Annotated in this window: 23 protein-coding genes; 9 read left to right on the forward strand and 14 right to left on the reverse strand. The window is 47.4% G+C overall.

Going from position 1 to position 23,547, the window contains the following annotated elements; translation table 11 throughout:
- The 8 genes from EHS89_RS15040 to EHS89_RS15075 form a co-directional block, all read right to left on the reverse strand.
- Window positions 1–823, reverse strand: an 823-nt coding sequence (locus EHS89_RS15040; protein WP_124926991.1) for an isocitrate lyase, incomplete at its 3' end; no start/stop codon positions are given.
- A 595-nt stretch (window positions 824–1,418) separates the two neighbouring features.
- The gene (locus EHS89_RS15045; protein WP_124926992.1) at window positions 1,419–2,579 is read right to left on the reverse strand and encodes a cupin domain-containing protein; all 1,161 of its coding nucleotides are present in this window, start codon (window positions 2,577–2,579) and stop codon (window positions 1,419–1,421) included.
- A complete protein-coding gene (gene trmJ / locus EHS89_RS15050) occupies window positions 2,576–3,328 on the reverse strand; it encodes a tRNA (cytosine(32)/uridine(32)-2'-O)-methyltransferase TrmJ (protein WP_124926993.1) in 753 nt (250 codons plus the stop codon). Before trmJ ends, EHS89_RS15045 begins: the two co-directional genes overlap by 4 nt.
- Before the next feature lie 189 nt (window positions 3,329–3,517).
- Complete coding sequence (locus EHS89_RS15055) at window positions 3,518–4,357, reverse strand: alpha/beta fold hydrolase (protein WP_124926994.1); 840 nt, start codon at window positions 4,355–4,357, stop codon at window positions 3,518–3,520.
- A gap of 92 nt (window positions 4,358–4,449) precedes the next feature.
- Window positions 4,450–5,814 carry an adenylosuccinate lyase gene (purB, locus tag EHS89_RS15060; protein ID WP_124926995.1) on the reverse strand — a complete coding sequence of 455 codons (1,365 nt, stop codon included), beginning with the start codon at window positions 5,812–5,814 and terminating at the stop codon, window positions 4,450–4,452.
- A gap of 104 nt (window positions 5,815–5,918) precedes the next feature.
- A complete protein-coding gene (hflD, locus tag EHS89_RS15065; RefSeq protein ID WP_124926996.1) occupies window positions 5,919–6,590 on the reverse strand; it encodes a high frequency lysogenization protein HflD in 672 nt (223 codons plus the stop codon).
- Between the two features lie 13 nt (window positions 6,591–6,603).
- Window positions 6,604–7,704: a tRNA 2-thiouridine(34) synthase MnmA gene (gene mnmA / locus EHS89_RS15070; RefSeq protein WP_124926997.1), complete on the reverse strand. Its 1,101-nt coding sequence runs from the start codon at window positions 7,702–7,704 to the stop codon at window positions 6,604–6,606.
- 118 nt (window positions 7,705–7,822) lie between these two features.
- Window positions 7,823–8,278 (reverse strand): NUDIX hydrolase, encoded by a 456-nt coding sequence (locus EHS89_RS15075; protein WP_124926998.1) that lies wholly within the window; start codon window positions 8,276–8,278, stop codon window positions 7,823–7,825.
- Between the two features lie 83 nt (window positions 8,279–8,361).
- Between EHS89_RS15075 and moaE the strand changes: the two genes are divergently transcribed.
- Entirely contained in the window at window positions 8,362–8,823 is a 462-nt protein-coding gene (moaE, locus tag EHS89_RS15080) for a molybdopterin synthase catalytic subunit MoaE (RefSeq protein WP_124926999.1), read from the forward strand.
- Window positions 8,824–8,843: 20 nt separating this feature from the next.
- Here moaE and EHS89_RS15085 read toward each other — a convergent pair whose 3' ends face one another.
- A complete protein-coding gene (locus tag EHS89_RS15085; protein WP_124927000.1) occupies window positions 8,844–9,473 on the reverse strand; it encodes a pseudouridine synthase in 630 nt (209 codons plus the stop codon).
- A gap of 107 nt (window positions 9,474–9,580) precedes the next feature.
- Between EHS89_RS15085 and icd the strand changes: the two genes are divergently transcribed.
- A complete protein-coding gene (gene icd, locus EHS89_RS15090; protein ID WP_124927001.1) occupies window positions 9,581–10,834 on the forward strand; it encodes an NADP-dependent isocitrate dehydrogenase in 1,254 nt (417 codons plus the stop codon).
- A 152-nt stretch (window positions 10,835–10,986) separates the two neighbouring features.
- On the opposite strand, the gene EHS89_RS15095 is transcribed toward icd, so the two are convergent.
- The gene (locus EHS89_RS15095; RefSeq protein WP_124927002.1) at window positions 10,987–11,217 is read right to left on the reverse strand and encodes a cold shock domain-containing protein; all 231 of its coding nucleotides are present in this window, start codon (window positions 11,215–11,217) and stop codon (window positions 10,987–10,989) included.
- 266 nt (window positions 11,218–11,483) lie between these two features.
- Here EHS89_RS15095 and clpS point away from each other — a divergent pair, with 266 nt between their 5' ends.
- Both clpS and clpA read left to right on the forward strand, forming a co-directional pair.
- Window positions 11,484–11,813, forward strand: coding sequence for an ATP-dependent Clp protease adapter ClpS (gene clpS, locus EHS89_RS15100; protein ID WP_124927181.1), 330 nt, complete (start codon window positions 11,484–11,486; stop codon window positions 11,811–11,813).
- Between the two features lie 13 nt (window positions 11,814–11,826).
- On the forward strand, window positions 11,827–14,085 hold the full coding sequence (gene clpA, locus EHS89_RS15105) for an ATP-dependent Clp protease ATP-binding subunit ClpA (protein WP_124927003.1): 2,259 nt from the start codon (window positions 11,827–11,829) through the stop codon (window positions 14,083–14,085).
- Between the two features lie 97 nt (window positions 14,086–14,182).
- On the opposite strand, the gene infA is transcribed toward clpA, so the two are convergent.
- From infA to trxB, 4 genes are all read right to left on the reverse strand, one after another.
- A complete protein-coding gene (gene infA, locus EHS89_RS15110; RefSeq protein ID WP_019623292.1) occupies window positions 14,183–14,401 on the reverse strand; it encodes a translation initiation factor IF-1 in 219 nt (72 codons plus the stop codon).
- Window positions 14,402–14,512: 111 nt separating this feature from the next.
- On the reverse strand, window positions 14,513–15,223 hold the full coding sequence (locus EHS89_RS15115) for an arginyltransferase (RefSeq protein ID WP_124927004.1): 711 nt from the start codon (window positions 15,221–15,223) through the stop codon (window positions 14,513–14,515).
- A 5-nt stretch (window positions 15,224–15,228) separates the two neighbouring features.
- A complete protein-coding gene (aat, locus tag EHS89_RS15120) occupies window positions 15,229–15,933 on the reverse strand; it encodes a leucyl/phenylalanyl-tRNA--protein transferase (protein ID WP_124927005.1) in 705 nt (234 codons plus the stop codon).
- Window positions 15,934–15,944: 11 nt separating this feature from the next.
- Window positions 15,945–16,898, reverse strand: coding sequence for a thioredoxin-disulfide reductase (gene trxB, locus EHS89_RS15125; RefSeq protein WP_124927006.1), 954 nt, complete (start codon window positions 16,896–16,898; stop codon window positions 15,945–15,947).
- Between the two features lie 260 nt (window positions 16,899–17,158).
- On the opposite strand from trxB, the gene EHS89_RS15130 reads away from it, so the two are divergent.
- The 5 genes from EHS89_RS15130 to serS are packed head-to-tail and all read left to right on the forward strand — an operon-like array spanning window position 17,159 to window position 23,536.
- Window positions 17,159–19,861: a DNA translocase FtsK gene (locus EHS89_RS15130; protein ID WP_124927007.1), complete on the forward strand. Its 2,703-nt coding sequence runs from the start codon at window positions 17,159–17,161 to the stop codon at window positions 19,859–19,861.
- 2 nt (window positions 19,862–19,863) lie between these two features.
- On the forward strand, window positions 19,864–20,520 hold the full coding sequence (gene lolA, locus EHS89_RS15135; RefSeq protein WP_124927008.1) for an outer membrane lipoprotein periplasmic chaperone LolA: 657 nt from the start codon (window positions 19,864–19,866) through the stop codon (window positions 20,518–20,520).
- The gene (locus tag EHS89_RS15140) at window positions 20,520–21,866 is read left to right on the forward strand and encodes a replication-associated recombination protein A (protein ID WP_124927009.1); all 1,347 of its coding nucleotides are present in this window, start codon (window positions 20,520–20,522) and stop codon (window positions 21,864–21,866) included. Before lolA ends, EHS89_RS15140 begins: the two co-directional genes overlap by 1 nt.
- Before the next feature lie 3 nt (window positions 21,867–21,869).
- Window positions 21,870–22,244 (forward strand): fluoride efflux transporter CrcB, encoded by a 375-nt coding sequence (gene crcB, locus EHS89_RS15145; protein ID WP_124927010.1) that lies wholly within the window; start codon window positions 21,870–21,872, stop codon window positions 22,242–22,244.
- Between the two features lie 20 nt (window positions 22,245–22,264).
- Window positions 22,265–23,536 carry a serine--tRNA ligase gene (gene serS / locus EHS89_RS15150; RefSeq protein WP_124927011.1) on the forward strand — a complete coding sequence of 424 codons (1,272 nt, stop codon included), beginning with the start codon at window positions 22,265–22,267 and terminating at the stop codon, window positions 23,534–23,536.
- The last annotated feature ends 11 nt before the right edge of the window (window positions 23,537–23,547 follow it).

Genomic DNA, 23,547 nt, shown 5'->3' on the forward strand with positions numbered 1-23,547 from the left:
CAGCGATCTCTTTAGTCAGACCAGCGCCTTCAGAGTCAGTACGTGCAACGATAACACCGTTGTCGATACCCAGTTCAAGGAAAGCGTAACGCAGCGCACGTAGCTTAGCGTGGAAGTCAGCATGAGGTACGGTTACTTTACCGTCCTGGTGACCACACTGCTTCTCATCAGCCACCTGGTTTTCGATCTGAAGGGCACAAGCACCCGCTTCGATCATCTGCTTAGCCATCAGGTAAGTCGCTTCAGCGTTACCGAAACCAGCATCGATATCAGCAACGATAGGCACAACGTGAGTCACGTGGTTATCGATCTGATCCTGAATTTTTGCTTCTGCAGCGGTATCACCGGCTTCACGAGCCGCATCCAGAGCGCGGAAAAGACCGCCTAGTTCACGGGCATCAGCCTGACGCAGGAAAGTGTAAAGTTCTTCAACCAGGTTCGCGACAGTAGTCTTCTCGTGCATAGACTGGTCAGGCAGCGGGCCGAAGTCAGAACGCAGTGCAGCAACCATCCAGCCGGACAGGTACAGGTAACGACGATCTGTTTTGCCACCGAAGTGCTTTTTGATAGAGATCAGCTTTTGCTGACCTACAAAACCATGCCAGCAACCCAGAGACTGAGTGTACTTGGTTTTATCTTTGTCGAATGCAGCCATGTCAGCACGCATGATGTCTGCAGTGTACTGAGCGATGTCTAAGCCTGTTTTAAATTTATTCTGAGCGCGCATGCGAGCAGCAGATTCTGGGTTGATAGCATCCCAAGGGCTACCAGCAGCATTTTTAGCCGCTGCGATAGTTTCGATATCTTGATTCAGACTAGACATGGTTAATCCTTCTGTTTAATAGCTGATTAAGCGCCATTATTTGTATTAGCTGGCTTTGCTAATTCAGCGGTTTGCATCTTGCATCAGCAAATTGTCGAAGTGGCTGATACTTAAAAGAAGCACCAATAATGCGGGCTTTACAGAGAGGCTGTCAAAGTATTTTTGTGCAGAGCACAATAGCTGTAAATATACTACAAGGCATGAATATAAGCTGATTGTAGTTTTACTACACAAGCTGGCTTGTGTTGCGATGCAGCAAGGCCTTTAATCATCACGCTTCCAGACTTTGTAGTCGAAAGTCTAACGACTTTCAGGCAGTGGTTAAATAATGCTTTTTACAAAAACAATTGGTTATTAAAAACATTATTTATATTCAGATAAAGTATATGAGTCATATCACTACAAAAACATCTGAATCTGGCTTATTAATAAAAATATTAAATATATCTTAAGAAAAGCTTGATAAATCAGGTAGCTAAGGAGTCTTCGAACAAAAAAAGACTACTGAATAGTAGTCTTTTTAAAGGGGGGATAATTAAACTTTGATCGTTATTGAAACGATCGCGAGTAATTAAATGATCTTACAAGGGGGGGCTTAATCTTCAAGATAAATTGAGCCCTGATTGTAAAGATCTGCCAGCAGCTGTAATTGCTGTTCTGACCAGCTCCCCTGATTTATGACAATAGCAGGATTCTGACAAAGGCTGGTCGCCAAAGCGCAGCTGGTGCCGCAAAGTTTAAAGCAACGGCCATCCGCAAAAAATTGCAGTTCATTATCGCCATTCAGGCTATATGAGAATCGAGCACCTTCATTACGCATAAAGTACAGATCGCTTTCATTCAATGCCTGTTGAAGTTGTTCTGCGGTGATGCTCTCTTCCGGCGCTTGTTCGAGCTCCGGATACTTAGGGTCTGTCACATACTGCCCTAGCCACTGTGCTAACTTAACATCATCTGCCAGGTAGCCGGTAAAGATCTGACGAACTTTCTCTAACGCGTCAGCGGTGATTTCACCAGAATTATCCTGAAGCTTTAAATCAGGGTCAGTATAGCGGGACTCTGATGTCAGTTTTTCACCGACGAAATCGGTAAAGCTACGCATAATTTCAGCATGCGATGGTGCGCGGAAGCCGACCGAATAGGTCATACAGTCATCACTTTCGCCAATACCGTTGTGACCTACCTGGGGTGGAATGTAGAGCATATCGCCTGGCTCGAGGATCCAGGTCTCTTCCGGTTCCCAGTCTGGAATAATCATAACTGGCGTATCAGGGCGGCGTGGAGAGTCCTGATCGAACAGCCCACCAATTTCCCAACGGCGCTTACCCTGGGTTTGAATCAGGAATACATCATAGTTATCGTAATGCGGGCCAACACCGCCCCCCTGACTGGCAAAACTGACCATCAGGTCGTCATAACGCCAGTTAGGAATGAAACGGAATTGTTCAACAATATCACTGGCTTCGGGTACCCAGTTGTCTACCGCTTGCACTAGCAGGGTCCAGTGTGATTCTGGTAGTTCTGCAAACATAGCTTCATCAAACGGGCCTTGCTTCAACTCCCAGTGGTCGCTGTCCGGCTTCTGAATTACCAGGCGGGATTCGACATCTTCTTCACAAGAGAGTCCGGCTAGCTCATCAGCGCCAACAGGCGCGTCCAGATTAGGGAAGGCGTTACGTACTAAGAGTGGTTTCTTTTGCCAGTAATCACGCAGAAATTCTTCAACTGAGATGTCACCAAAAAGGGATTCGCTCATGATTCTGATCCTTTGTTTTCTGTATCTGGGGTCGCTGTCTTAGCAACCGTTTCGTCAATTGAGGTCAAAATACCGCGTAGCATGTTCAATTCTGTTCGCTCGGGTCGGGAGCGGTTAAAATAGCGACGGAGTTTTTCCATCACTTTGCCCTGATGCTGTGGAATGATGAAATTAGTGCCTCGTAGTGCATTTTCCAGGTGCTCATAAAACAGTTCCATATCCCGGGTCAGAGGGTAGGGTTGTTCCTGCTTTTCATAATCCTGCTTGCTATGTGCCTGCCATATCTCATAACAGACCAGTTGAATGGCTGCAGAGACATTCAATACCGGGTACTCAGGGTTCGCAGGTATATAAACGTGATAGTTGCACTTTTGAAGTTCGGCGTTGTGCAGTCCCATCGTCTCACGACCAAAAACTATCGCTACTTTGCCATGCTGGGCTTCACCGACAATTTTCTTTGCACAATCATGGGCATCATAAATCGGTAGGTCAAAAGTACGGTTACGGGCGCTGGTGCCTATTACCAGCTGACAATCAGCAATCGCCTCATCCATGGTATCGACAACCACGGCTTTGTCTAACAGGTCTTTTGCACCCGCCGCTCTTGAATCCGCCTCATCATCAGGAAATACCCGGGGATCAACCAGATAAAGCTGGCTCAGGCCCATGTTTTTCATCGCCCGGGCAGCTGCTCCGATGTTACCCGGATGGAAAGTGTTGATCAGTACGATGCGAATGTTATCAAGCATGTCAGTGCTGTATCCGTTTTATATAATCTGTCAGCCTGAATAAACAGGCAGCGATTGGGTCGCTAGTGATTTAATTATTTTCTTTATCAGGCCCTGCAGAGTCTGTAAGGGCATGTTTTTTTTTAAGATCGGGCTTTGTAAGGCTCAACCCTCTCTTCGCTTTGTCTTACTTATTGTTAATTGCTCTGGCTAGCTTTGTAATCGGGTCACAAAGGTTCGCAGATCATAAACAAATCGATCCCGGTGCCATAGCTGCGGAGAGTGGTCTGAGTTCTCATAGGTATGCAGGTCGGCTAGGGGAATATTGCGTCTGACGTATTCAGCCACGTCAGCACTATAGAACTGGCTTTCATCGCCATAGATTAGTAGGGCGGGTACGCAAATCTGAGGCAATACATCGCGGTAGTCTGCGGCTGTCAGGCTTTCCCAGCATTTAACTAAAGGCTCGCTTTCCAAGGTTCGCAGATGTTCGCGTAGCTGCTGAAACCCGCGGGCATTTTGCTGATAGTTTTCATAGGATTTTCTATTATAACCATTGGCGACTAACTGAAGCAGGCCTTCGGCAAAATCTTCTCTAAGCTTGCTAATAAAGCGGGTGTTTGCCGCCTGATTAAAATTACCGTAAATGCCGTTATGCCAATGATCATCAGTCACCAGTTTTGGTGATTGATCGATAATGCAGACGCCGGACAGTTTATCGCAGCCAAAGTCGCGAATATATTGCCACATTGTCAACGCGCCCATTGAGTGGCCAACTAATGTGACATTTTCTAATTGGTGATACTCGATCAGTTGCTGCAGGTCGCTGGCCATATCACGCACATGGGTGCTGGCGCCTTCTGCTATTTCATGACCACCATGTCCGCGCGCATCCCAGCAATAGACTTCGTGTTGATCAGCGAGCTCTGATGCGAAAGGTAGCCAGCCTATAGAGCTTGAGGTCCAGCCATGCAGAAAAATTACAGGTGTCCCTTTGCCAAGCCTCAGGTAGCGTATGTTGATGCCATCTTTAGATGTTATTTTTTCCATAATAACAGTAAGTTACCTGTATTTATTAAAGTATTTATTGAGGCAATAAAAAAGCAGAGCCAAGGCTCTGCTTTTAGTCTAAAGCAATCAGATTAGATCGCTTTAGCCTGATCAATAGCGTTACCGATATAGTTGTGCGGTGTCAGCTTCTTCAGCTCATCTTTAGCTGATTCAGGCATTTCCAGGGTATCAACAAAAGCCATAATAGTTTCTTTTGTCATGTCCTGACCACGGGTCAGCGCTTTTAGCTTTTCATACGGCTCTTCGATGCCGTAACGACGCATAACGGTTTGAATCGGTTCAGCCAGCACTTCCCAGCTGTTTTCCAGATCGCTATCCAGGCGAGCAGCATTTAGCTGTAGCTTGCTGATACCTTTAAGGCTGGATTGGTACGCAATCAGGCTGTAGCCAAATCCAACACCCATATTACGCAACACGGTAGAGTCGGTCAGGTCACGCTGCCAGCGTGAAACAGGCAGCTTAGCTGCCAGGTGCTGCATGATCGCATTGGCGATACCCAGATTACCTTCGGAGTTTTCAAAGTCGATCGGGTTAACTTTGTGCGGCATGGTAGAAGAACCCACTTCACCGGCGATAGTCTTCTGCTTGAAGTAGCCCATGCAGATATAGCCCCAAACATCACGGTCGAAATCGATGATGATGGTGTTGAAGCGGCAAACTGCATCAAACAGTTCAGCGATATAATCGTGTGGCTCGATCTGAGTGGTGTATGGGTTGAAGCTCAGGCCCAGGCTTTCAACAAATTCTTGCGCGTTCTGAGCCCAATCAATATCAGCATAAGCAGACAAGTGGGCATTGTAGTTACCTACCGCGCCATTGATTTTGCCCAGCAGTTCAACCTGCTTCAGTTGATTGATCTGACGCTGCATACGATAAGCAACGTTAGCCATCTCTTTACCTACGGTAGTAGGAGAGGCAGTCTGGCCATGGGTACGGGAGAGCATTGGCTGAGCGGCAAATTCACGGCCCATTTTTGCAATCTCATCGGTCACTTGCTGCATAACCGGCAGCATCACTTCCTGACCTTCTTTCAGCATCAGTGCATGAGACAGGTTGTTAATATCTTCAGAGGTACAGGCAAAGTGAACAAACTCACTGATAGCTGCCAGTTCTGCATTATCTGCAATGCGTTCCTTGATCAGGTATTCAACCGCTTTAACGTCGTGGTTAGTGGTGCGCTCGATCTCTTTTACCCGGTTAGCTTCTGCTTCACTGAAATTATCTACCAGTGCGTTAAGAACAGCGTTAGCAGCATCGCTCAGTGCCGGTACTTCAGTAACCTGCGGGTGAGCAGCCAGTTTCTGTAACCAACGTACCTCAACGGTAACACGGGCGCGAATCAGACCGAATTCACTGAATACAGGGCGCAAGTCAGCAGTTTTGCTACCGTAACGGCCGTCAACTGGCGAAATAGCGGAAAGAGAGGAAAGATCCATATCGAGTTAATACCTGATTGGGTTAAATTTTGAGCGCGAATTATAGCAAATGTCGACGGCGGGGAAAATCTACCCTCGACATTTTTTAATTATATTTAAGTGTATTAGCGTCGTTTGCTAATTCTTTTGACTGATGGGCGTAAACGGGATTTAAAGAATAGCAGGTGCCAGCGCTTACCGCCCATCTGTCGCCACAGCATTGCAGCGCGAACACCGGCCAGCAATAGCGCCCTGATTTTCGCTGCATTTTCGGCATTTTGCAGGTGGCGGGGTTCGCCGGTTACCTGGATGCGAAAGTTAAAAGTACTCAAGGTATCCTGATACAGGCTGGCAATATTTGCGACAACACTTGGATGGGTAAAAACAGCAGGGTTTTCAGTCAGGTCTGTATCGGCCTCTGCAAAATAGCTGGCCTGTTGTGAGATCTGATCAATACGTTCACCGATTGATTGCAGCAGGTCAGGACGTTTGCTGAGCTTTTTCTCAAGATGCATTATGCTGAGCCCGTAACGAATCACATCCTGATTCTGCTCAGTGCGGCTTTTATCAAGCAGCTCTTCAAGCCCGCGAAAGCCCAGGCTCAAATTGGCAGGCAGGTCATCGGCACCGCCGTAGATCTGCTCTGTGGAGTCTGGATTGGTGACAAAAATACTGGCCAGCGAGGTTTCAAAGCTATTTTGAGGCACCATGCCGCGGGTAGCGATCTGTTCTACCAGGCTGGCTGCCTGGAACAGGCCCGCCAGGGCGATCGCCTGTTGATCATTTGCTCGGGACATCGTAAGTCGCTCCTTAAGCCTTGCCTGTAGTTTCTATAACGCCGCCGCCCAGGCATATTTCATCCTGATAAATAACAACAGACTGGCCTGGTGTGACAGCCCGTTGGGGCTCATCAAATTCGATCCGGTAGCCGCCGGTATCCGTCGGATAGATAGTGCAGCCCTGATCGGACTGGCGATAACGTACTTTGGCCCGACACTGCAATGGCAACTCAGGTGCTGAGCCATTGATCCAGAAAATATCACTGGCAGCCAGCCAGTTACTAAACAGCAGATCGTGCTGTTTGCCCTGTACTGCTACCAATACATTGCGTTCAAGGTCTTTTTCAGCAACAAACCAGGGTTCTTCCGGGTAGTTTTTCAATCCGCCAATGCCGAGTCCCTGACGTTGTCCTATGGTGTGGTACATCAAGCCCTGATGTTTGCCGATAATATCGCCATTAGGGGTTTCAATATTGCCGGGCTGCGCTGGCAGGTACTGTTTAAGGAAGTCTGTGAAGCGTCGCTCACCAATGAAACAGATGCCTGTACTGTCTTTCTTGTCATGGGTTACAAGATCGTGTTCTTCAGCCAGTCTCCGAACCTCAGGTTTTTCCAGTTCACCGACAGGGAAAAGGGTTTGAGACAGTTCATCACTGCCTACCTGATGTAAAAAATAACTCTGATCTTTGTTGTTATCCAGGCCTTTGAGCAGTGCCGCCTGGCCATCAATCTGGCCTCTGCGAACATAGTGGCCAGTGGCGATCATGTCTGCGCCCAGTACTCTGGCGTAATCGAGAAAAGCTTTAAACTTTATTTCACGGTTACAGAGAATATCCGGGTTGGGTGTACGGCCTGCTTTGTATTCTTCAAGGAAATGTTCAAACACATTGTCCCAGTATTCGGCAGCAAAGTTGGCTGTGTGTAATTTAATACCCAGTTTATCACTGACTGCCTGAGCATCGGTCAGATCATCCATCGCGGTGCAGTAGTCTGTACCATCATCTTCATCCCAGTTTTTCATGAACAGGCCTTCAACCTGATAACCCTGCTGCTGCAACAGTAGGGCTGAAACGGAGGAATCGACACCGCCGGACATGCCGACAATTACTTTGGTGTTTGTAGGATCAGACATGATATGACTGGATGTCCTTTTTAAAATGGTAAAAATATTCAGTAAATCTGAATATTGCGTTTAAATTGCTGAATTTCAATGGCTGATAGAAAATCAATCAACAGCATTTAGTTTTAAGTTATTGATCCGGCTCGATAATAAAGTCTAATGGATAGCGTCGGCCCGACAGGTAGTCATGAATGCAGCGGGTTACCATAGGGCTACGTAACTTATCTGTTTGCTGTTTAAGCTCATCGAGAGTTAACCAGAGGGCCTGCTCGATACCGCTATCTAACGGCTGTTCCGGATCATAGCTTACCGGCTCGGCGATAAAGCAGTATCGGTGATAAGTGATGCCATTTGCCGGTGCAGTATAAACATACATGCCCAGCAGGGCTGTGGGCCTGATAGTCCAGCCGGTTTCTTCCTGGGTTTCTCTTATGGCGGCATCAATAAAGCTTTCGTTTGGCTCAATATGTCCGGCAGGCTGATTAATGACCAGAGAACCTCGGCTAACAGACTGCTCTTCAACACATAAAAAGCGTCCGTCACGTTCTACAATTGTTGCCACAGTGGAGTGGGGTGTCCAACGCATCACAGATTCCGTATATTACACTTAATTTAAGGTGGCCAACTTTATCATTTATGGCTACGACTTGCTGTAGTTTGGAGTGAACTTTGTATAAAGACAGTATTGCGGTACAAACCGAAGATTTTGATATAGCAGGGCTAACGGCTCAGATTCGGGTTAATGATGCCAGTAACGGTGCGATTGTTACTTTTACAGGTATTGTGCGTGAGATGGCTAGTGGGCCGGGGCTGGAGGCGATGTACCTGGAGCATTATCCGGGTATGACTGAGAAGGCATTGCAAAAGATTGCAGATCAGGCGCGTGAACGATGGGAGCTGGGGAATATTGTTATAGTTCACCGCATAGGTAAGCTGATGCTGAATGAAAATATTGTTTTCATCGGTGTAGGTAGTGCGCACCGGGTTGCTGCTTTTGAAGCTGCTCAGTTTATTATGGATTACCTTAAACGGGATGCACCTTTTTGGAAAAAAGAGATTACCTCGACCGGTGAGCACTGGGTTGAAGCTAAGCAAACGGATCTGACAGCAGCGGAAAACTGGAAGAAATAAGGCTTCGAACGTTTATTCTGTTATCGACGGCGAGTGTTGTTGTTGTTTCGGCGCTTCGCCTGAGAGCTTCTTCTTGGTTTTTCAGTTGTTTTAGGTGTCGGTGTTGCCAGGTGTACTTCCTCGGTACGAAACTCTCCTGGCTGTAGCTTTTCAATATGCCAGTTGCCGATTGCTGCGCGGATCAATCGTAACGTTGGAAAGCCTACCGCTGCGGTCATGCGTCGAACCTGGCGGTTTTTACCTTCAGATATTTTTAACTCAAGCCAGCTGGTTGGTTGATTTTTCCGCTCCCTGATCGGAGGGGTGCGAGGCCAGATAGCGGGTGTTTTAATCGCTCTGGCTTTGGCGGGGCGGGTCCTTCCATCTTTAAGCTCTACCCCGGCACGTAATTTTTGCAGCGCGGCGCCCGTAATTTCTCCTTCAACCTGGGCCCAATAGGTTTTCTCAAGCTTGAATTTAGGGTTTGCCAGCTGATGTTGTAACTGTCCATCACTAGTCAATATAAGCAAGCCCTCGGAATCATAATCAAGCCGGCCTGCTGCGTAGACCCCTTTTTGTTTGATGTAATTTCCCAGCGTAGGCCGGCCTTCACTATCTGTGAACTGTGTAAGCACTTGAAAAGGTTTGTTAAAAATAATTATTTCAGACATGAATTATAGCGCCGGGCATTGAGGTGGTAGTGCAAGCGGGCAGGTTATCAGCGTCTATACTGTTTCTGCAAGGTCATATTCTCAGATAAAAAATGGTGGAGCAATCTATGGGATACTCAAATATAACAATTCCTGATGGTGGCAAGATCACAGTTAATGACGATAACTCTCTGAGTGTGCCTGATAATCCGGTTGTGCCTTACATAGAAGGCGATGGTATTGGGATCGATGTTTCTCCCGTCATGATCAAAGTGGTCGATGCAGCTATTGAAAAAGCTTACTCAGGCCAACGAAAAATCGCCTGGATGGAGGTTTATGCCGGAGAGAAGGCTACGGCGGTTTATGATCAGGATACCTGGCTGCCCGATGAGACACTACAGGCATTTAAGGAATTTGCTGTTGGTATAAAAGGGCCTTTGACTACGCCGGTTGGGGGCGGTATCAGGTCGCTGAATGTTGCTTTACGACAAGAACTGGACCTGTATGTATGTCAGCGCCCTGTACGTTGGTTCGAAGGGGTGCCAAGCCCTCTGATAAACCCTGGTGATGTTGATATGGTGATTTATCGTGAAAATTCAGAGGATATTTATGCCGGTGTCGAGTGGCGGGCAGGGTCGCCGGAAGCAGAGAAAGTTATTCGCTTCCTAAAGGACGAGATGGGTGTAGATAAAATTCGTTTCGAAACCATGTGTGGTATCGGCATTAAGCCTGTATCAGAGGAGGGTACTAAGCGACTGGTACGACGTGCCTTGCAGTACGCGGTGGATAATGATCGGGAGTCAGTCACTCTGGTTCATAAAGGCAATATTATGAAATACACAGAAGGGGCCTTTAAAGATTGGGGTTATGAGTTAGCGCGACAAGAATTTGGTGCTGAGCCCTTTAATGGCGGTCCCTGGATGAGCTTCAAAAACCCATTAACCGATAGGCAGATTATTGTAAAAGATGTCATTGCTGATGCGATGCTGCAGCAGATCCTGTTAAGGCCGGCAGAATATGATGTGGTGGCCACGCTTAATCTTAATGGTGATTACATCTCAGATGCACTTGCTGCTGAAGTGGGAGGAATAGGCATTGCGCCAGGGGCTAATCTGTCCGATAAGGTGGCTATTTTTGAAGCGACCCATGGCACAGCTCCTAAATATGCGGGTAAGGATATGGTAAATCCTGGCTCTATTATTCTTTCAGCAGAGATGATGTTGCGACATATGGGCTGGTTGGAAGCGGCTGATCTGATTATTAAAGGGGTTGATGGTGCGATAGCAGCTAAAACAGTAACTTATGATTTTGAGCGTCTAATGGAGGGGGCGACTTTGTTAAGCAGTTCCGAGTTTGGTGAGGCAGTCATTAGTAAGATGTAGTTAGAGGGTTGGTAATAAAGAGAGTGATTAAAGCTGAGATCAAGAGGCATAAAAAAAGGCCGCCTGAGCCGCCTTTTTTTACATAGAAATTAGTGCAGAGTGTTGAGCAGGTAATAATAATTTATTGGTTATTATTATTTTATTAATGCTACTTAATCGATCTCCTCGGTAGCGGGTTCCTGTACAGGCCTGATATTGACTGCATGTGTTCCTTTTGGTCCGGGTGTGGTCTCAAAAGTTACATCTTGTCCAGCTTTCAGGCTTTTGTAGCCTTCGGTCTGTATGACTGAAAAATGAGCAAATAAATCTTCATCAAAATCTGGCGAAATGATAAAACCGAAGCCTTTAGCGTTGTTGAACCACTTGACTTTCCCTGTGTGCATTGGTGTCCCCCAATATCCGAATTACGTAACCCTATTTACCCTTGGGTCTATTACCGCAACTACCTCTCTTGCTACAATATTGCTACCGAAAGGTGGTTCCATGTTAAACGCAGGGACAACCGATACTGCACAAACTCTCACTCCTGCTGCAAGTAGTATATCATTCGGCTCAGGTGCCCAGAAATTAAGGGGTGCCCATAATGGGGTGTTAAAATTTGTGCGTTTTATAGAGATGTGATATGCGACAAGTGTTTTTTGATATTAAAATGACTGATGATCAGGATGACTTTTCCGAACATCATGATACCGGTGTGGTCACTGAAGAGGCCAGGCCCGAAGTAAAGCGACCATCGATGTATCGAGTGGTCTTGCTGAACGATGACTATACTCCAATGGACTTTGTCGTGAATATCCTGATGGTATTTTTTGCTATGGATCAGGAAAAAGCTACACAAGTAATGTTAGCGGTCCATACTAAAGGGAAGGGAGTGTGCGGTGTATTTACCCATGATGTTGCTGAAACTAAAGCTGCTCAGGTGAATCAATATGCAAGAGACAACAGCCATCCGTTGTTGTGTGAAGTAGAGAAAGCGTAGCGGAGCATAATGTATGTTAAATAAAGAGCTTGAAGATACGCTAAGTATTGCCTTTAAAAGCGCACGTTTAAAGCGGCATGAGTTCATGACGGTAGAGCATCTTTTGCTCGCTTTGCTGGATAATGCTGAGGCGAGCGCTGTTTTACATGCCTGCGGTGTCGACCTTGAAAAAATGCGCGGACTGCTCAGTGCATTTATCGAAGATACAACCCCTTTATTGCCGGATGATATTCCTGACATTGAAACTCAGCCGACTCTGGGTTTTCAGCGAGTATTACAAAGAGCGGTATTTCACGTCCAGTCCTCAGGTAAGGCTGAAGTCAATGGGGCTAACGTGCTGGTTGCTATTTTCAGTGAGCAGGAAAGCCAGGCGGTATTCGTACTCAATCAACAGGGTATTGAGCGTATAGATATCGTTAATTATATCTCTCATGGTATTTCAAAAATTGAAGAAAATGATGAGGGGCGGGCTGGCGAAGGTTTATTAGAAGGTGAAGCGGCTCCTGATAAAGAAAAGAGTCCGCTGGCTAATTATGCTGTCAATCTCAATGAGCAGGCGCTGTCTGGTCGCATTGATCCTTTGGTGGGTCGGGATGATGAGGTTGAGCGGGTAGTGCAAATCCTTTCCCGCAGAAGAAAGAATAATCCTTTGCTGGTGGGAGAGGCAGGGGTTGGTAAAACCGCTATAGCTGAAGGTCTGGCCAAGCTGATCGTTGAAGGCACTGTGCCTGACGTTATTTCACACAGTGTTGTTTACTCACTTGATCTGGGTGCCCTGCTTGCCGGTACTAAGTATCGCGGCGACTTTGAAAAACGCCTGAAGGGGTTGTTGAACGAAATTAAAGATCAGGCGCATGCGGTACTCTTTATTGATGAGATACATACAATTATTGGCGCTGGCGCGGCTTCTGGTGGCTCTATGGATGCGTCGAATCTGCTGAAGCCATTGTTGAGCTCTGGTCAGTTGCGCTGCATTGGTTCAACTACATTCCAGGAATTTCGTGGGATATTTGAAAAAGACCGTGCTCTGGCGCGTCGTTTCCAGAAGGTGGATGTGCTGGAACCGTCAGTCAGTGATACTTACCGGATACTGCAAGGCCTTAAAACCCGCTTTGAGGCGCATCATGATATTAAATACAGTGATGAGTCTCTCAGGGCTGCTTCAGAGCTTGCCGATCGGTACATCAATGATAAGCATATGCCAGATAAGGCGATCGATGTTATTGATGAGGCTGGCGCTTATCAGCAGCTACAGCCTGAAGATAAGCGCAAGTCCTTGATTGAGGTACCCGATGTTGAAACGGTGGTGGCAAAAATCGCCAGAATTCCACCTAAGAGTGTCTCTTCATCGGATAAGGAGCAGCTGAAAAAGCTTGATGCCAACCTTAAAATGGTTGTATTGGGTCAGGATGAGGCAATTAACACCTTGTCGGCGGCTATTAAGCTGTCTCGTGCGGGTCTTAATGAGCCGAACAAGCCGGTAGGTTCGTTTCTGTTTTCAGGTCCAACCGGTGTTGGTAAAACTGAGGTGACCACTCAGTTGGCGCGCATCATGGGTATTGAGTTGGTTCGTTTTGATATGTCTGAGTATATGGAGCGCCATACAGTATCAAGACTGATCGGTGCGCCTCCGGGCTATGTTGGATACGATCAGGGCGGCTTGCTGACTGAGGCGGTGACTAAGGCGCCCCATTGTGTGCTGTTGCTTGATGAGATTGAGAAAGCTCATCCAGAAGTATTTAATCTGCTGCTGCAGGTAATGGATAACGGCACGCTGACCGATAACAATGGCCGCAAAGCTGATTTCCGCAACGTGATACTGGTAATGACAACCAATGCGGGTATTGAGCAGATGTCCAGAAACTCAATTGGCTTTACTCAGCAGGATCATGCCACTGATGGTATGGAGGCGATTAAGAAGCTGTTTACACCTGAGTTCCGTAACCGGCTGGATGGTATTATCCAGTTCAGCTCTCTGTCACCTAAGGTGATTACCGGTGTGGTTGATAAGTTCCTGACTGAGTTGCAGGCTCAGCTTGATGATAAGCATGTTGTGCTGCATGTTGATGATGAAGCGCGGCAGTGGCTTGCTGAAAAAGGTTATGATGCAACCATGGGCGCGAGACCAATGAAGCGTCTGATTCAGGAGAAGTTGAAAAAACCACTGGCGGAAATGATTCTGTTTGGTGAGCTTGCTGAAGAGGGTGGTGACGTTGATATCACGGTTAATAGTGATAATGAAATAGAGATCGAAATAGCGGTGACGGCCTGAGGGCCGTCACTCTGCATATCTGATTTATAGGTTACGCTTTGAAAGCTTCTCTATAGATATTCAGACATAAAAAAACGGCCTTCAGGCCGTTTTTTTATTAGCGTGCGCGGTAGGTGATGCGCCCTTTAGTCAAATCGTAAGGTGTCAGCTCTACTTTTACCTTATCGCCCGTCAGGATGCGGATGTAGTTTTTACGCATTTTCCCTGAGATGTGGGCTGTTACAACGTGACCATTCTCTAGCTCTACACGAAACATAGTGTTAGGCAGAGTGTCAGTCACAACACCTTCCATTTCAAAGCTATCTTCTTTAGCCATTAATTAAGTACCTACCTAATTGGATTAAAATCTACTGATTTTCAAGCGCCGTATTCTGCCCTATTTATCCAAGCATATCAAAGAGATTTAGTGCTTTTACGTAAAAGAGTTTTAATCGACAACAATCCACTGGCCATGAAGTAGCATTTCGAGAGGATTGTAGGCGACCTTATATGCCATTTTCTGGCATTCCCTAATCCAGTAACCCAAATAAAGATATTCAAGATCCTGCCGTCTGGTTTCTTGTAGCTGCCACAAAATAGCGTAACTACCTAAGCTTCGGCGTTGCTCGTCGGGATCAAAAAAAGTATAGATTGCTGAAAGTCCCTGGGTCAAAAAGTCAGTGACGGCTAATGCCACCAGGTGGCCACTATTATCGCGAAATTCATAAAAGCAGCCTTTTTGGGCGCCATCAATCAGAAATGCACTGAACTGATCAGGTGTGGGGGGGTACATATCACCGTCGCTATGACGAGTATTTATATACTTTGCATAGAGTTCATAATATTCGTCGGTATATTGTGCCGGAACAGCGATCACCTTCAGGTCGGCGTTCTTGTTGATAATGCGTTTCTGACTTTTGCTTGGCACAAAATCAGTTGCATTGACCCGAACAGAGATGCAAGCCTGACAATTGCTGCAGTATGGGCGGTAAATGTGCTTGCCGCTGCGGCGAAAACCCAGATCGGAAAGTTGGCTATAGGCGTCTGTACTGATGATCTCCTGCGGATCAACAAACAGTGTTTTGGCTTCTAGGCCTTCAAGGTAACTACATTCATGCTCAGGGGTAGCATAAAAATGCAGGGTCTTAAGGTTGGTCACTCAGTTTACACCACGTCGTCTATATCAATATCAAAATGCCAGCTATGGTCAGGCTGTTCTGCCAGATACTCATTAAGATATTGCTGAAAACGCTGTCTGGGAATGTTTTCAGCCCCCAAACTGGTGAGGTGCTCATTTTCTATCTGACAGTCAATTAAAGCATAGCCCCATTTTGCTAATTGGCGGGAAAAGCAGGTAAATGCAATTTTTGATGCATTTGTTCTTCTGCTGAACATGGATTCACCAAAGAACAGGCGCCCCATGGCAATGCCATACAAGCCGCCACATAGCTCACCGTCTTGCCATAGTTCAACAGAGTGGGCGAAGCCCTGGGTATGTAAATCTTTATAAGCCTGTTGCATCTCGGGCGATATCCAGGTGTCTTCGCTGTATGCTCGAGGAGCTGCGCAGGCCTGAATTACCTCGTCAAAAGCTCGATCAAAGGTAATATCGAACGTAGTTTTGCGGATCGCTTTGCGTAAGCTGCGAGAGATATGAATCTTTTCCGGTTTCAAGGTGCAGCGGGGGTCTGGTGACCACCAGAGAATTGGCTCGCCGGGATTGAACCAGGGAAAGATTCCCCGGGAATAGGCCGTGATCAGGCGTGCAGGACTAAGATCCCCGCCAGCAGCTAACAACCCATTCGGGTCATCAACTGCTTCGCTGATAGGGGGGAACTCTGTGCTATGCGGGTCCAGCCAGGGAATCATAAACCGCGGGACTATTCCTGATTATCCAGGTAACGCTCGGCATCCAGGGCGGCCATGCAGCCAAATCCTGCCGATGTAATTGCCTGTCGGTAAATGTGATCAGCTACATCGCCTGCAGCAAAAACACCTTCTACCGTCGTTTGAGTGGCATTGCCTTCGGTGCCGGATTGAATAGTCAGGTAGCCATCTTTCATTTCCAGTTGGCCGGCAAAGATGTCGGTATTTGGCTTGTGGCCAATAGCGACAAATACACCTTGCAGATCGAGTTGCTGGGTTGACTCGTCTTGGGTGCTTTTCACCCGAATGCCAGTGACACCCATATCATCACCCAGAACTTCATCTAGCTGATGGTTCCATAAAATGTTGATATTGCCGTTCTCGGCGCGTTCCAATAGTTTATCTTGCAGGATTTTCTCAGAACGAAGCGAATCGCGACGGTGTATCAAAGTCACTTCTGCAGCGATGTTAGAAAGATATAGCGCTTCCTCAACGGCAGTGTTGCCGCCACCAATAACAGCAACTTTTTGACCACGATAGAAAAAACCGTCGCAAGTAGCGCAAGCGCTGACGCCTTTGCCCATGAACGCTTCTTCAGAAGGCAGGCCGATATACTGAGCTGATGCCCCGGTACAAATAATCAATGCGTCACAGGTATATTCGCCCATATCGCCTTTAAGGCGAAAAGGGCGGTTTTGCAGATCAGTTTCATTGATATGATCAAATAGTACCTGAGTATCGAATCGTTCAGCGTGAGCCTGCATACGTTGCATCAGCTCAGGGCCTTGCACGCCATCGACATCGCCGGGCCAGTTGTCTACTTCGGTCGTCGTGGTCAGCTGGCCGCCGGCCTGCATGCCGGTGATAACAACCGGATTCAGGTTTGCGCGGGCCGCATAGACGGCGGCGGTGTAACCGGCAGGGCCGGAACCAAGAATAATAAGTTTATGGTGTTGTGTTTCGCTCATTGCAGACCCATTAATTATTCGCACTTTAATATTGGCGCCTATTATGCCCGTTTCCGCGGGTGAGACAAATGATCTGTATTGAATTATTGAGTATCTTCAAGGTCCCACTCACTCCTCGATGACAGAATTCTGTTCAGTTTATGCTCAGTCTGGTCGGTTAATCTCATTAAAGCGTTTAAAAGTCAGTATTACCTGTGGGGAGAGGCGCTTAAATATGTTATTTTTTAAGGAATTTTGTGGATAGTATTAAGGGTGTTTTTTTGTCTCAGAACAGCGAAACCAGGGCGGTTACTTTTTCTGAACTGTTGAGCCGGGTCGTAAAAGAAGGTGGTGTTATTTTGCTGCTGGGCTTCGCGATCTTTTTACAGTTGGCACTGATCGGTTATGACGGCCGGGATCCAGGTTGGTCTCATCTTGGTTATCAGCCGGAAGCCAATAACTTTACCGGCCTACTGGGTGCCTGGCTTGCAGATCTGGCACTTTCCGTACTCGGTATTGCTGCCTGGATCGTGCCGCTTATGTTGGTATATCCTTCATTGCGTTTTATGTTTCGCTCTCAGCTATCGTTGCTTGATGGTCTGCCTTTTCTAATGTTGCGTCTGACCGGCGCGGTATTATTGTTAATGAGTCTGGCTACACTTGCAGCTACCCATCTATCAAATCTTAACTATCAGTTACCTTTCAGTATGGGAGGACTACTGGGGCAGGCGGTATCAGATCTGTCTGTTTCTCTGTTTAGCTTAGTCGGAAGCTCTGTTGTGCTTTGGACGGTATTGTTGTTCGGCTTAACACTGTTCCTTGAGCTTTCATGGAAAGAACTGTTAGAGCGGCTGGGAGAAGGGGTGTTTGATGTAGTGTCACGCCTTAAGCCACAGGCTCGGGAAGCTGCTGAAGACGAGATGGAGGCCGGCAATCCCTATGCAGAAGAGGATGAAGCTAAGCGCCACATGTTGCGTGCGGCTGCGCGTCACGGGCCTGCTGAAGTGCCTTCCGTCAGTCTTACCGAGGAAATGTCTGCAAATGGTACTCAGCATATACCTAGAAATAAACGCAAAGAGCCATCGTTTGGTCCGGCATTGTATCAGGACGAACCTGCTACAGAGGGCTCTTTAGCGAATTCAGGTCAGGCAAAGGCTGCTGATACTGATTCGTTAGCGGTTCGGACTTTGTCCATAAGGGAGGGCGCGTCTGTTGCTGCGCAGCAATCGGTTGGTGCTATTGCAGAGGCTGTCGCTTCAAAGCTTGTCGCTCCGAAGTTAACAAGCCAACAGTCGACCACTTCTGAATCAGCATACAATGAACCTGATTTTGGTGATGAATTTGATCCTTTAGCAGATGCGAGTCTGGAGGCTGTCGATCGTAAAGGGGTCAAGGTTGTCCCACTGTCTGAAGCGCATACGCCAATGAAAGACAGTGAGCTGGGCCTCGATCATGTCGCCTCGGCTACCCGTAAACGCCAGCCTCGACGTAAGATCCCTTCCCTTGACCTGCTGGACGCTCCTGAGTTGAAGCAAGGGCATTGTTATACCGAAGAACAGCTAGAACAAATGTCCCGTTTGTTGGAAAGCAAACTCAAGGATTTTGGCATTGTTGCTGAAGTTGTTGAGGTAAACCCCGGCCCGGTAATTACCCGGTTTGAGATGCAGCCTGCACCAGGTGTTAAGGCCAGTCGTATTACTAACCTGGCCAGGGATCTGGCACGCTCTATGGCTGTTATGAGTGTGCGGGTTGTTGAAGTGATCGCCGGAAAATCTGTTATCGGGATAGAGATCCCTAATGAAGAACGACAGATGGTGCGTCTTAGTGAGGTACTGAATTCTAAACCTTATAAAGAAGCATCATCCAAGCTCACATTAGGTCTGGGTAATGATATCGCGGGCAACCCTGTGGTTGCTAATTTAGCAAAAATGCCGCATCTGCTGGTTGCGGGTACGACCGGTTCTGGTAAGTCGGTTGGTGTTAACGCAATGCTACTTAGCTTGCTATTCAAAGCGACACCCGACGAAGTGCGTCTGATGTTGGTTGACCCCAAAATGTTGGAGTTGGCGATCTATGAAGGTGTTCCCCACCTGTTAGCGCCGGTTATTACCGACATGAAAGAGGCGGCGGGCGGATTGCGCTGGTGTGTTGCAGAGATGGAACGCCGTTACAAGCTGATGTCAAAAATGGGCGTACGAAATATCGCCGGCTTCAACGATAAAGTGGTTGAAGCGCGCGATAAGGGTGAGCCTTTGCTTGATCCTTTGTGGAACCCTGAAGAACAGGGTTTACCTGCCGATTCACCCGCGCCTTATCTAGAGACCCTGCCATATATTGTCGTCTGTATTGATGAGTTTGCCGATATGATGATGGTCGTTGGTAAAAAGGTTGAAGAGCTGATCGCTCGTATTGCTCAAAAAGCCAGGGCGGCAGGTATTCACTTGATTCTGGCAACCCAGCGTCCTTCGGTTGATGTTATCACCGGCTTGATAAAGGCAAATATACCTACCCGTATCGGCTTTCAGGTGTCCTCTAAAATTGATTCCCGTACCATTCTTGATCAGAGTGGCGCAGAGCACTTGCTGGGCAATGGCGATATGCTCTACCTGCCTGCCGGTAGCAGTCACCCTAACCGGGTCCATGGTGCTTTTGTGAGCGATGATGAAGTTCATCGTACAGTCGAAGCTTGGAAAAAGTTGGGTAAACCGGACTACCTCATTCATGACCTGTCTGAGATTACAGAGGGTGGCAGTGGTAGTGCAGGTATGAATTCCGATGATGAACAGGATGCGCTTTATGATGAGGCGGTGGCGTTTGTTACCGAAACCCGCAAAGCATCAATTTCTTCAGTTCAGCGTAAATTAAAAATTGGTTATAACCGTGCAGCGCGGATGATCGAAGCGATGGAGGCTGCCGGCGTTATTACACCTGCAGGCCATAACGGCGCCCGTGAAGTGTTGGCGCCACCGCCACCTAAGGATTGAAAATGAATCTGAAAACATTGATTTGTACTGCAGTGCTCGGCTGCAGCTTAAGTTTCTCATCTGTAGCGGACATTAATAATTCCGCCAGTGCAGAGTTAAGTGCTTTGCTGGACAAGTTCAGCACTTTTAGCGCTGATTTCGATCAGATTTCTGCCAGTGATGACTCCCGACGTATGGAGCAGGCCCGCGGTTCTTTGTTGTTAGCAAAGCCAAATAAATTTAACTGGCAGGCTTTGGAGCCTTTTCCGCAGCAGTTAGTTAGCGATGGCGAAACCCTGTGGATTTATGATCCCGATCTTGAGCAGGCAACGCGACGTCAGGTTGAAGAGTCGGGGTCAGGAGTGCCTGCATTGATTCTGAATGGTCAGATTGATCAGTTGCAGCAGAAATATAAGATACGTTTGCTGCAGGAAAAAGATGGAAATAGCTTATTTGAATTACTACCACTGGATGATTCCGAGGTATTTACCCGTATTCGCCTGTTGTTTACTGATGCAGTCATTGCCGAGCTTCAGATGGAAGACTCTTTAGGGCAAAGAACGTCAATACTTTTCGAAAATCAAAAGCTTAATCCATTAATTGAACCCGGTATGTTTGCTTTTTCTCCACCTGAAGGGACGGATGTTATTATTGAAGATGGTGGGGAGCTGGCCAACTGATGGCTGATCTGTTTGATGACCTGAACTCAGCAGGCTTTGAGCCTTTAGCTGCCCGCATGCGACCAGGCTCGCTGGATGAATATGCAGGTCAGCAACATCTGCTGGGGCCGGATAAACCTCTGCGAAAAGCGCTTGAGCAGGGTATTGTTCACTCGATGATCCTGTGGGGGCCTCCGGGAGTTGGTAAAACAACCTTAGCACGACTACTTGCGCATCACGTGGATGCGCATTTTATTATTCTTTCTGCTGTCTTATCTGGTGTTAAAGATATAAGGGCGGCAGTTGATCAGGCGCAACAGGTGAAAGCCCAGTCGGGCCGCAAAACAATTCTCTTTGTTGATGAGGTTCATCGGTTTAATAAATCCCAACAAGATGCTTTTCTTCCCTATATAGAAGATGGCACTTTCATTTTTGTTGGCGCCACCACCGAAAATCCTTCATTCGAACTGAATAACGCGCTGCTATCACGAGCACGTGTTTACCTGCTACGTAGTCTGGAACAGGCTGATATCGAGCAGCTATTACAACGCGCCTTAACGGATACTGAAAAAGGTATACCTCAGCAACCTCTTGAGTTTACAGAGGGGGCTTTGGATAAACTGGCAGCCGCCGCTGATGGTGATGGCCGCAGAGGATTGAACCTGTTGGAAATTGCCGCTGATCTGGCCGACCATAACGGTGATAGTTATCAAATAGATCAGCAAGTTATAGAGGAAGTACTTAAATCAAGTGCACGGCGATACGATAAGCAGGGGGATCTGTTTTACGATATGATCTCTGCATTCCACAAGTCGGTGCGGGGCTCATCCCCTGATGGTGCATTGTACTGGTATTGTCGGATGCTGGATGGCGGTTGTGATCCGTTGTATGTTGCCCGTCGACTGGTCGCTATCGCGTCTGAAGATATTGGTAACGCTGATCCACGGGCAATGCAGGTAGCTTTATCTGCCTGGGATGCTTTTGAGCGGGTAGGGCCATCTGAGGGTGAGCGTGCTATTGCACAGGCTGCAATGTATTGTGCCAGTGCGCCGAAAAGTAATGCGGTTTATACCGCGTTTAATCGAGCGATGTCTGATGTGCGAAATGATCCGGGATATGATGTCCCTGAGCATCTGCGCAATGCACCTACCAGCCTGATGAAAGATCTGGGCTATGGTGCCGATTACCGCTACGCCCATGATGAACCAAATGCTTACGCAGCTGGGGAGTGCTATCTGCCTGAAGCAATTGCTGATCGTAAATATTATCAGCCTGAACCCCGTGGTTTAGAAATAAAGATTAAAGATAAGCTGGAGCATCTGCGAGCGCAGGACCTGGCCAGTCAACAGCAACGCTATAAGGAATAGCATATGCTACACGTTTTATCGGTTGCAGTAGGTGGAGCCTTCGGTGCATTAGCGCGTTATTGGATATCGGCATTTGTCGTCAATAATGCCCATTATCGATTGCCTTATGGTACTTTGATCTGCAATGTGCTGGGCTCATTTCTGATGGGGGTTTTCTTTATCCTGATTATGGAAAAAGCGCGTATTAATCCGGAATTCAGACCTATTCTAATGGTTGGTTTTCTGGGGGCCTTTACAACTTTTTCATCCTTCTCTCTGGAAGCCGTGACCCTGTTGCAAGAAGGGCATATAATGTCCGCCGCAGTTTATATTTTATTGAGCGTAGTGCTCTGCCTGATCGCCCTGTATGGCGGTTTATGGTTTACTCGCCTGTTCTGACTAAGGTTGTTTCTGACATCATGCTAGATCCAAAATTTATTCGTACAAACCCGGAAGAAGTTGCCCAGCTATTAGCTATTAAGGGTTACACATTCCCAGTAGATCAATTTAACGCATTGGAAAACCAGCGCCGCGAAGTTCAGGTTGAGGCGGAACAATTGCAGAGCGAACGAAATACCCGCTCTAAAAATATTGGTAAAGCAAAAGCCGCAGGTGAAGATATTCAACCGCTGCTGGCTGAAGTCAGTGACCTGGGTAATCAGCTTGATGCAGCTAAGCAGCGACTGAATGAAGTTCAGGAGCAGATGGATGCGCTATTGATGGGAATGCCGAACATTCCACATGAATCAGTACCGCCGGGTGCTGACGAAAGCGAAAACGTCGAGCTGCGTACTTGGGGTGAGCCAACAACACTCGATTTCGAAGCAAAAGATCATGTAGATCTGGGTGAATTAAGCGGTGGTCTGGATTTCGGCACTGCAGCTAAAATCACCGGTGCGCGTTTCGCTGTGCTGCGGGGTGGTATCGCTCGGTTACATCGTGCGCTGACTCAGTTTATGCTGGATACGCATACTGCAGAGCATGGATACCAGGAAACTTACGTTCCTTATCTGGTCAATGCTGATTCCCTGCGTGGTACAGGTCAGCTGCCGAAGTTCGAAGAAGATCTGTTTAAGGTACCTGGTGAGCGTGATTACTACCTGATTCCAACCGCTGAAGTACCTGTTACTAATATTGTGCGCGATGAGATAGTTGATGCTGCCGATATGCCGCTGAAGTTTGTTGCACATACGCCTTGTTTCCGTAGTGAAGCGGGCAGTCATGGTCGGGATACCCGCGGCATGATCCGTCAGCATCAGTTTGAAAAAGTCGAGCTGGTACATATGGTTGAGCCGACTAAGTCCTGGGATGCATTAGAAGAGCTGATCGGCAATGCAGAGACTATTCTGCGTAAACTAAACCTGCCGTATCGTGTCGTTAACCTCTGCGGTGGTGATCTGGGTTTCAGTGCGGCGAAAACCTATGATATTGAAGTATGGCTACCGGGCCAGCAGAAATATCGTGAAATCTCTTCTTGCAGTAATATGCAGGACTTCCAGGCACGTCGTATGATGGCGCGCTGGCGTAATCCTGAAACAGGTAAGCCTGAATTGCTGCATACTTTGAACGGTTCAGGTCTGGCAGTGGGTCGTACCCTGGTTGCTGTGTTGGAAAACTATCAGACAGCCGAAGGAAAGATTAAGGTACCTGAAGTACTGCTGCCTTACATGGCTGGTATCACTGAGATCTGACCTGTACTCTT

It is taken from the genome of Amphritea balenae, assembly GCF_003858655.1.
GTDB classification, from domain to species: domain Bacteria; phylum Pseudomonadota; class Gammaproteobacteria; order Pseudomonadales; family Balneatricaceae; genus Amphritea; species Amphritea balenae.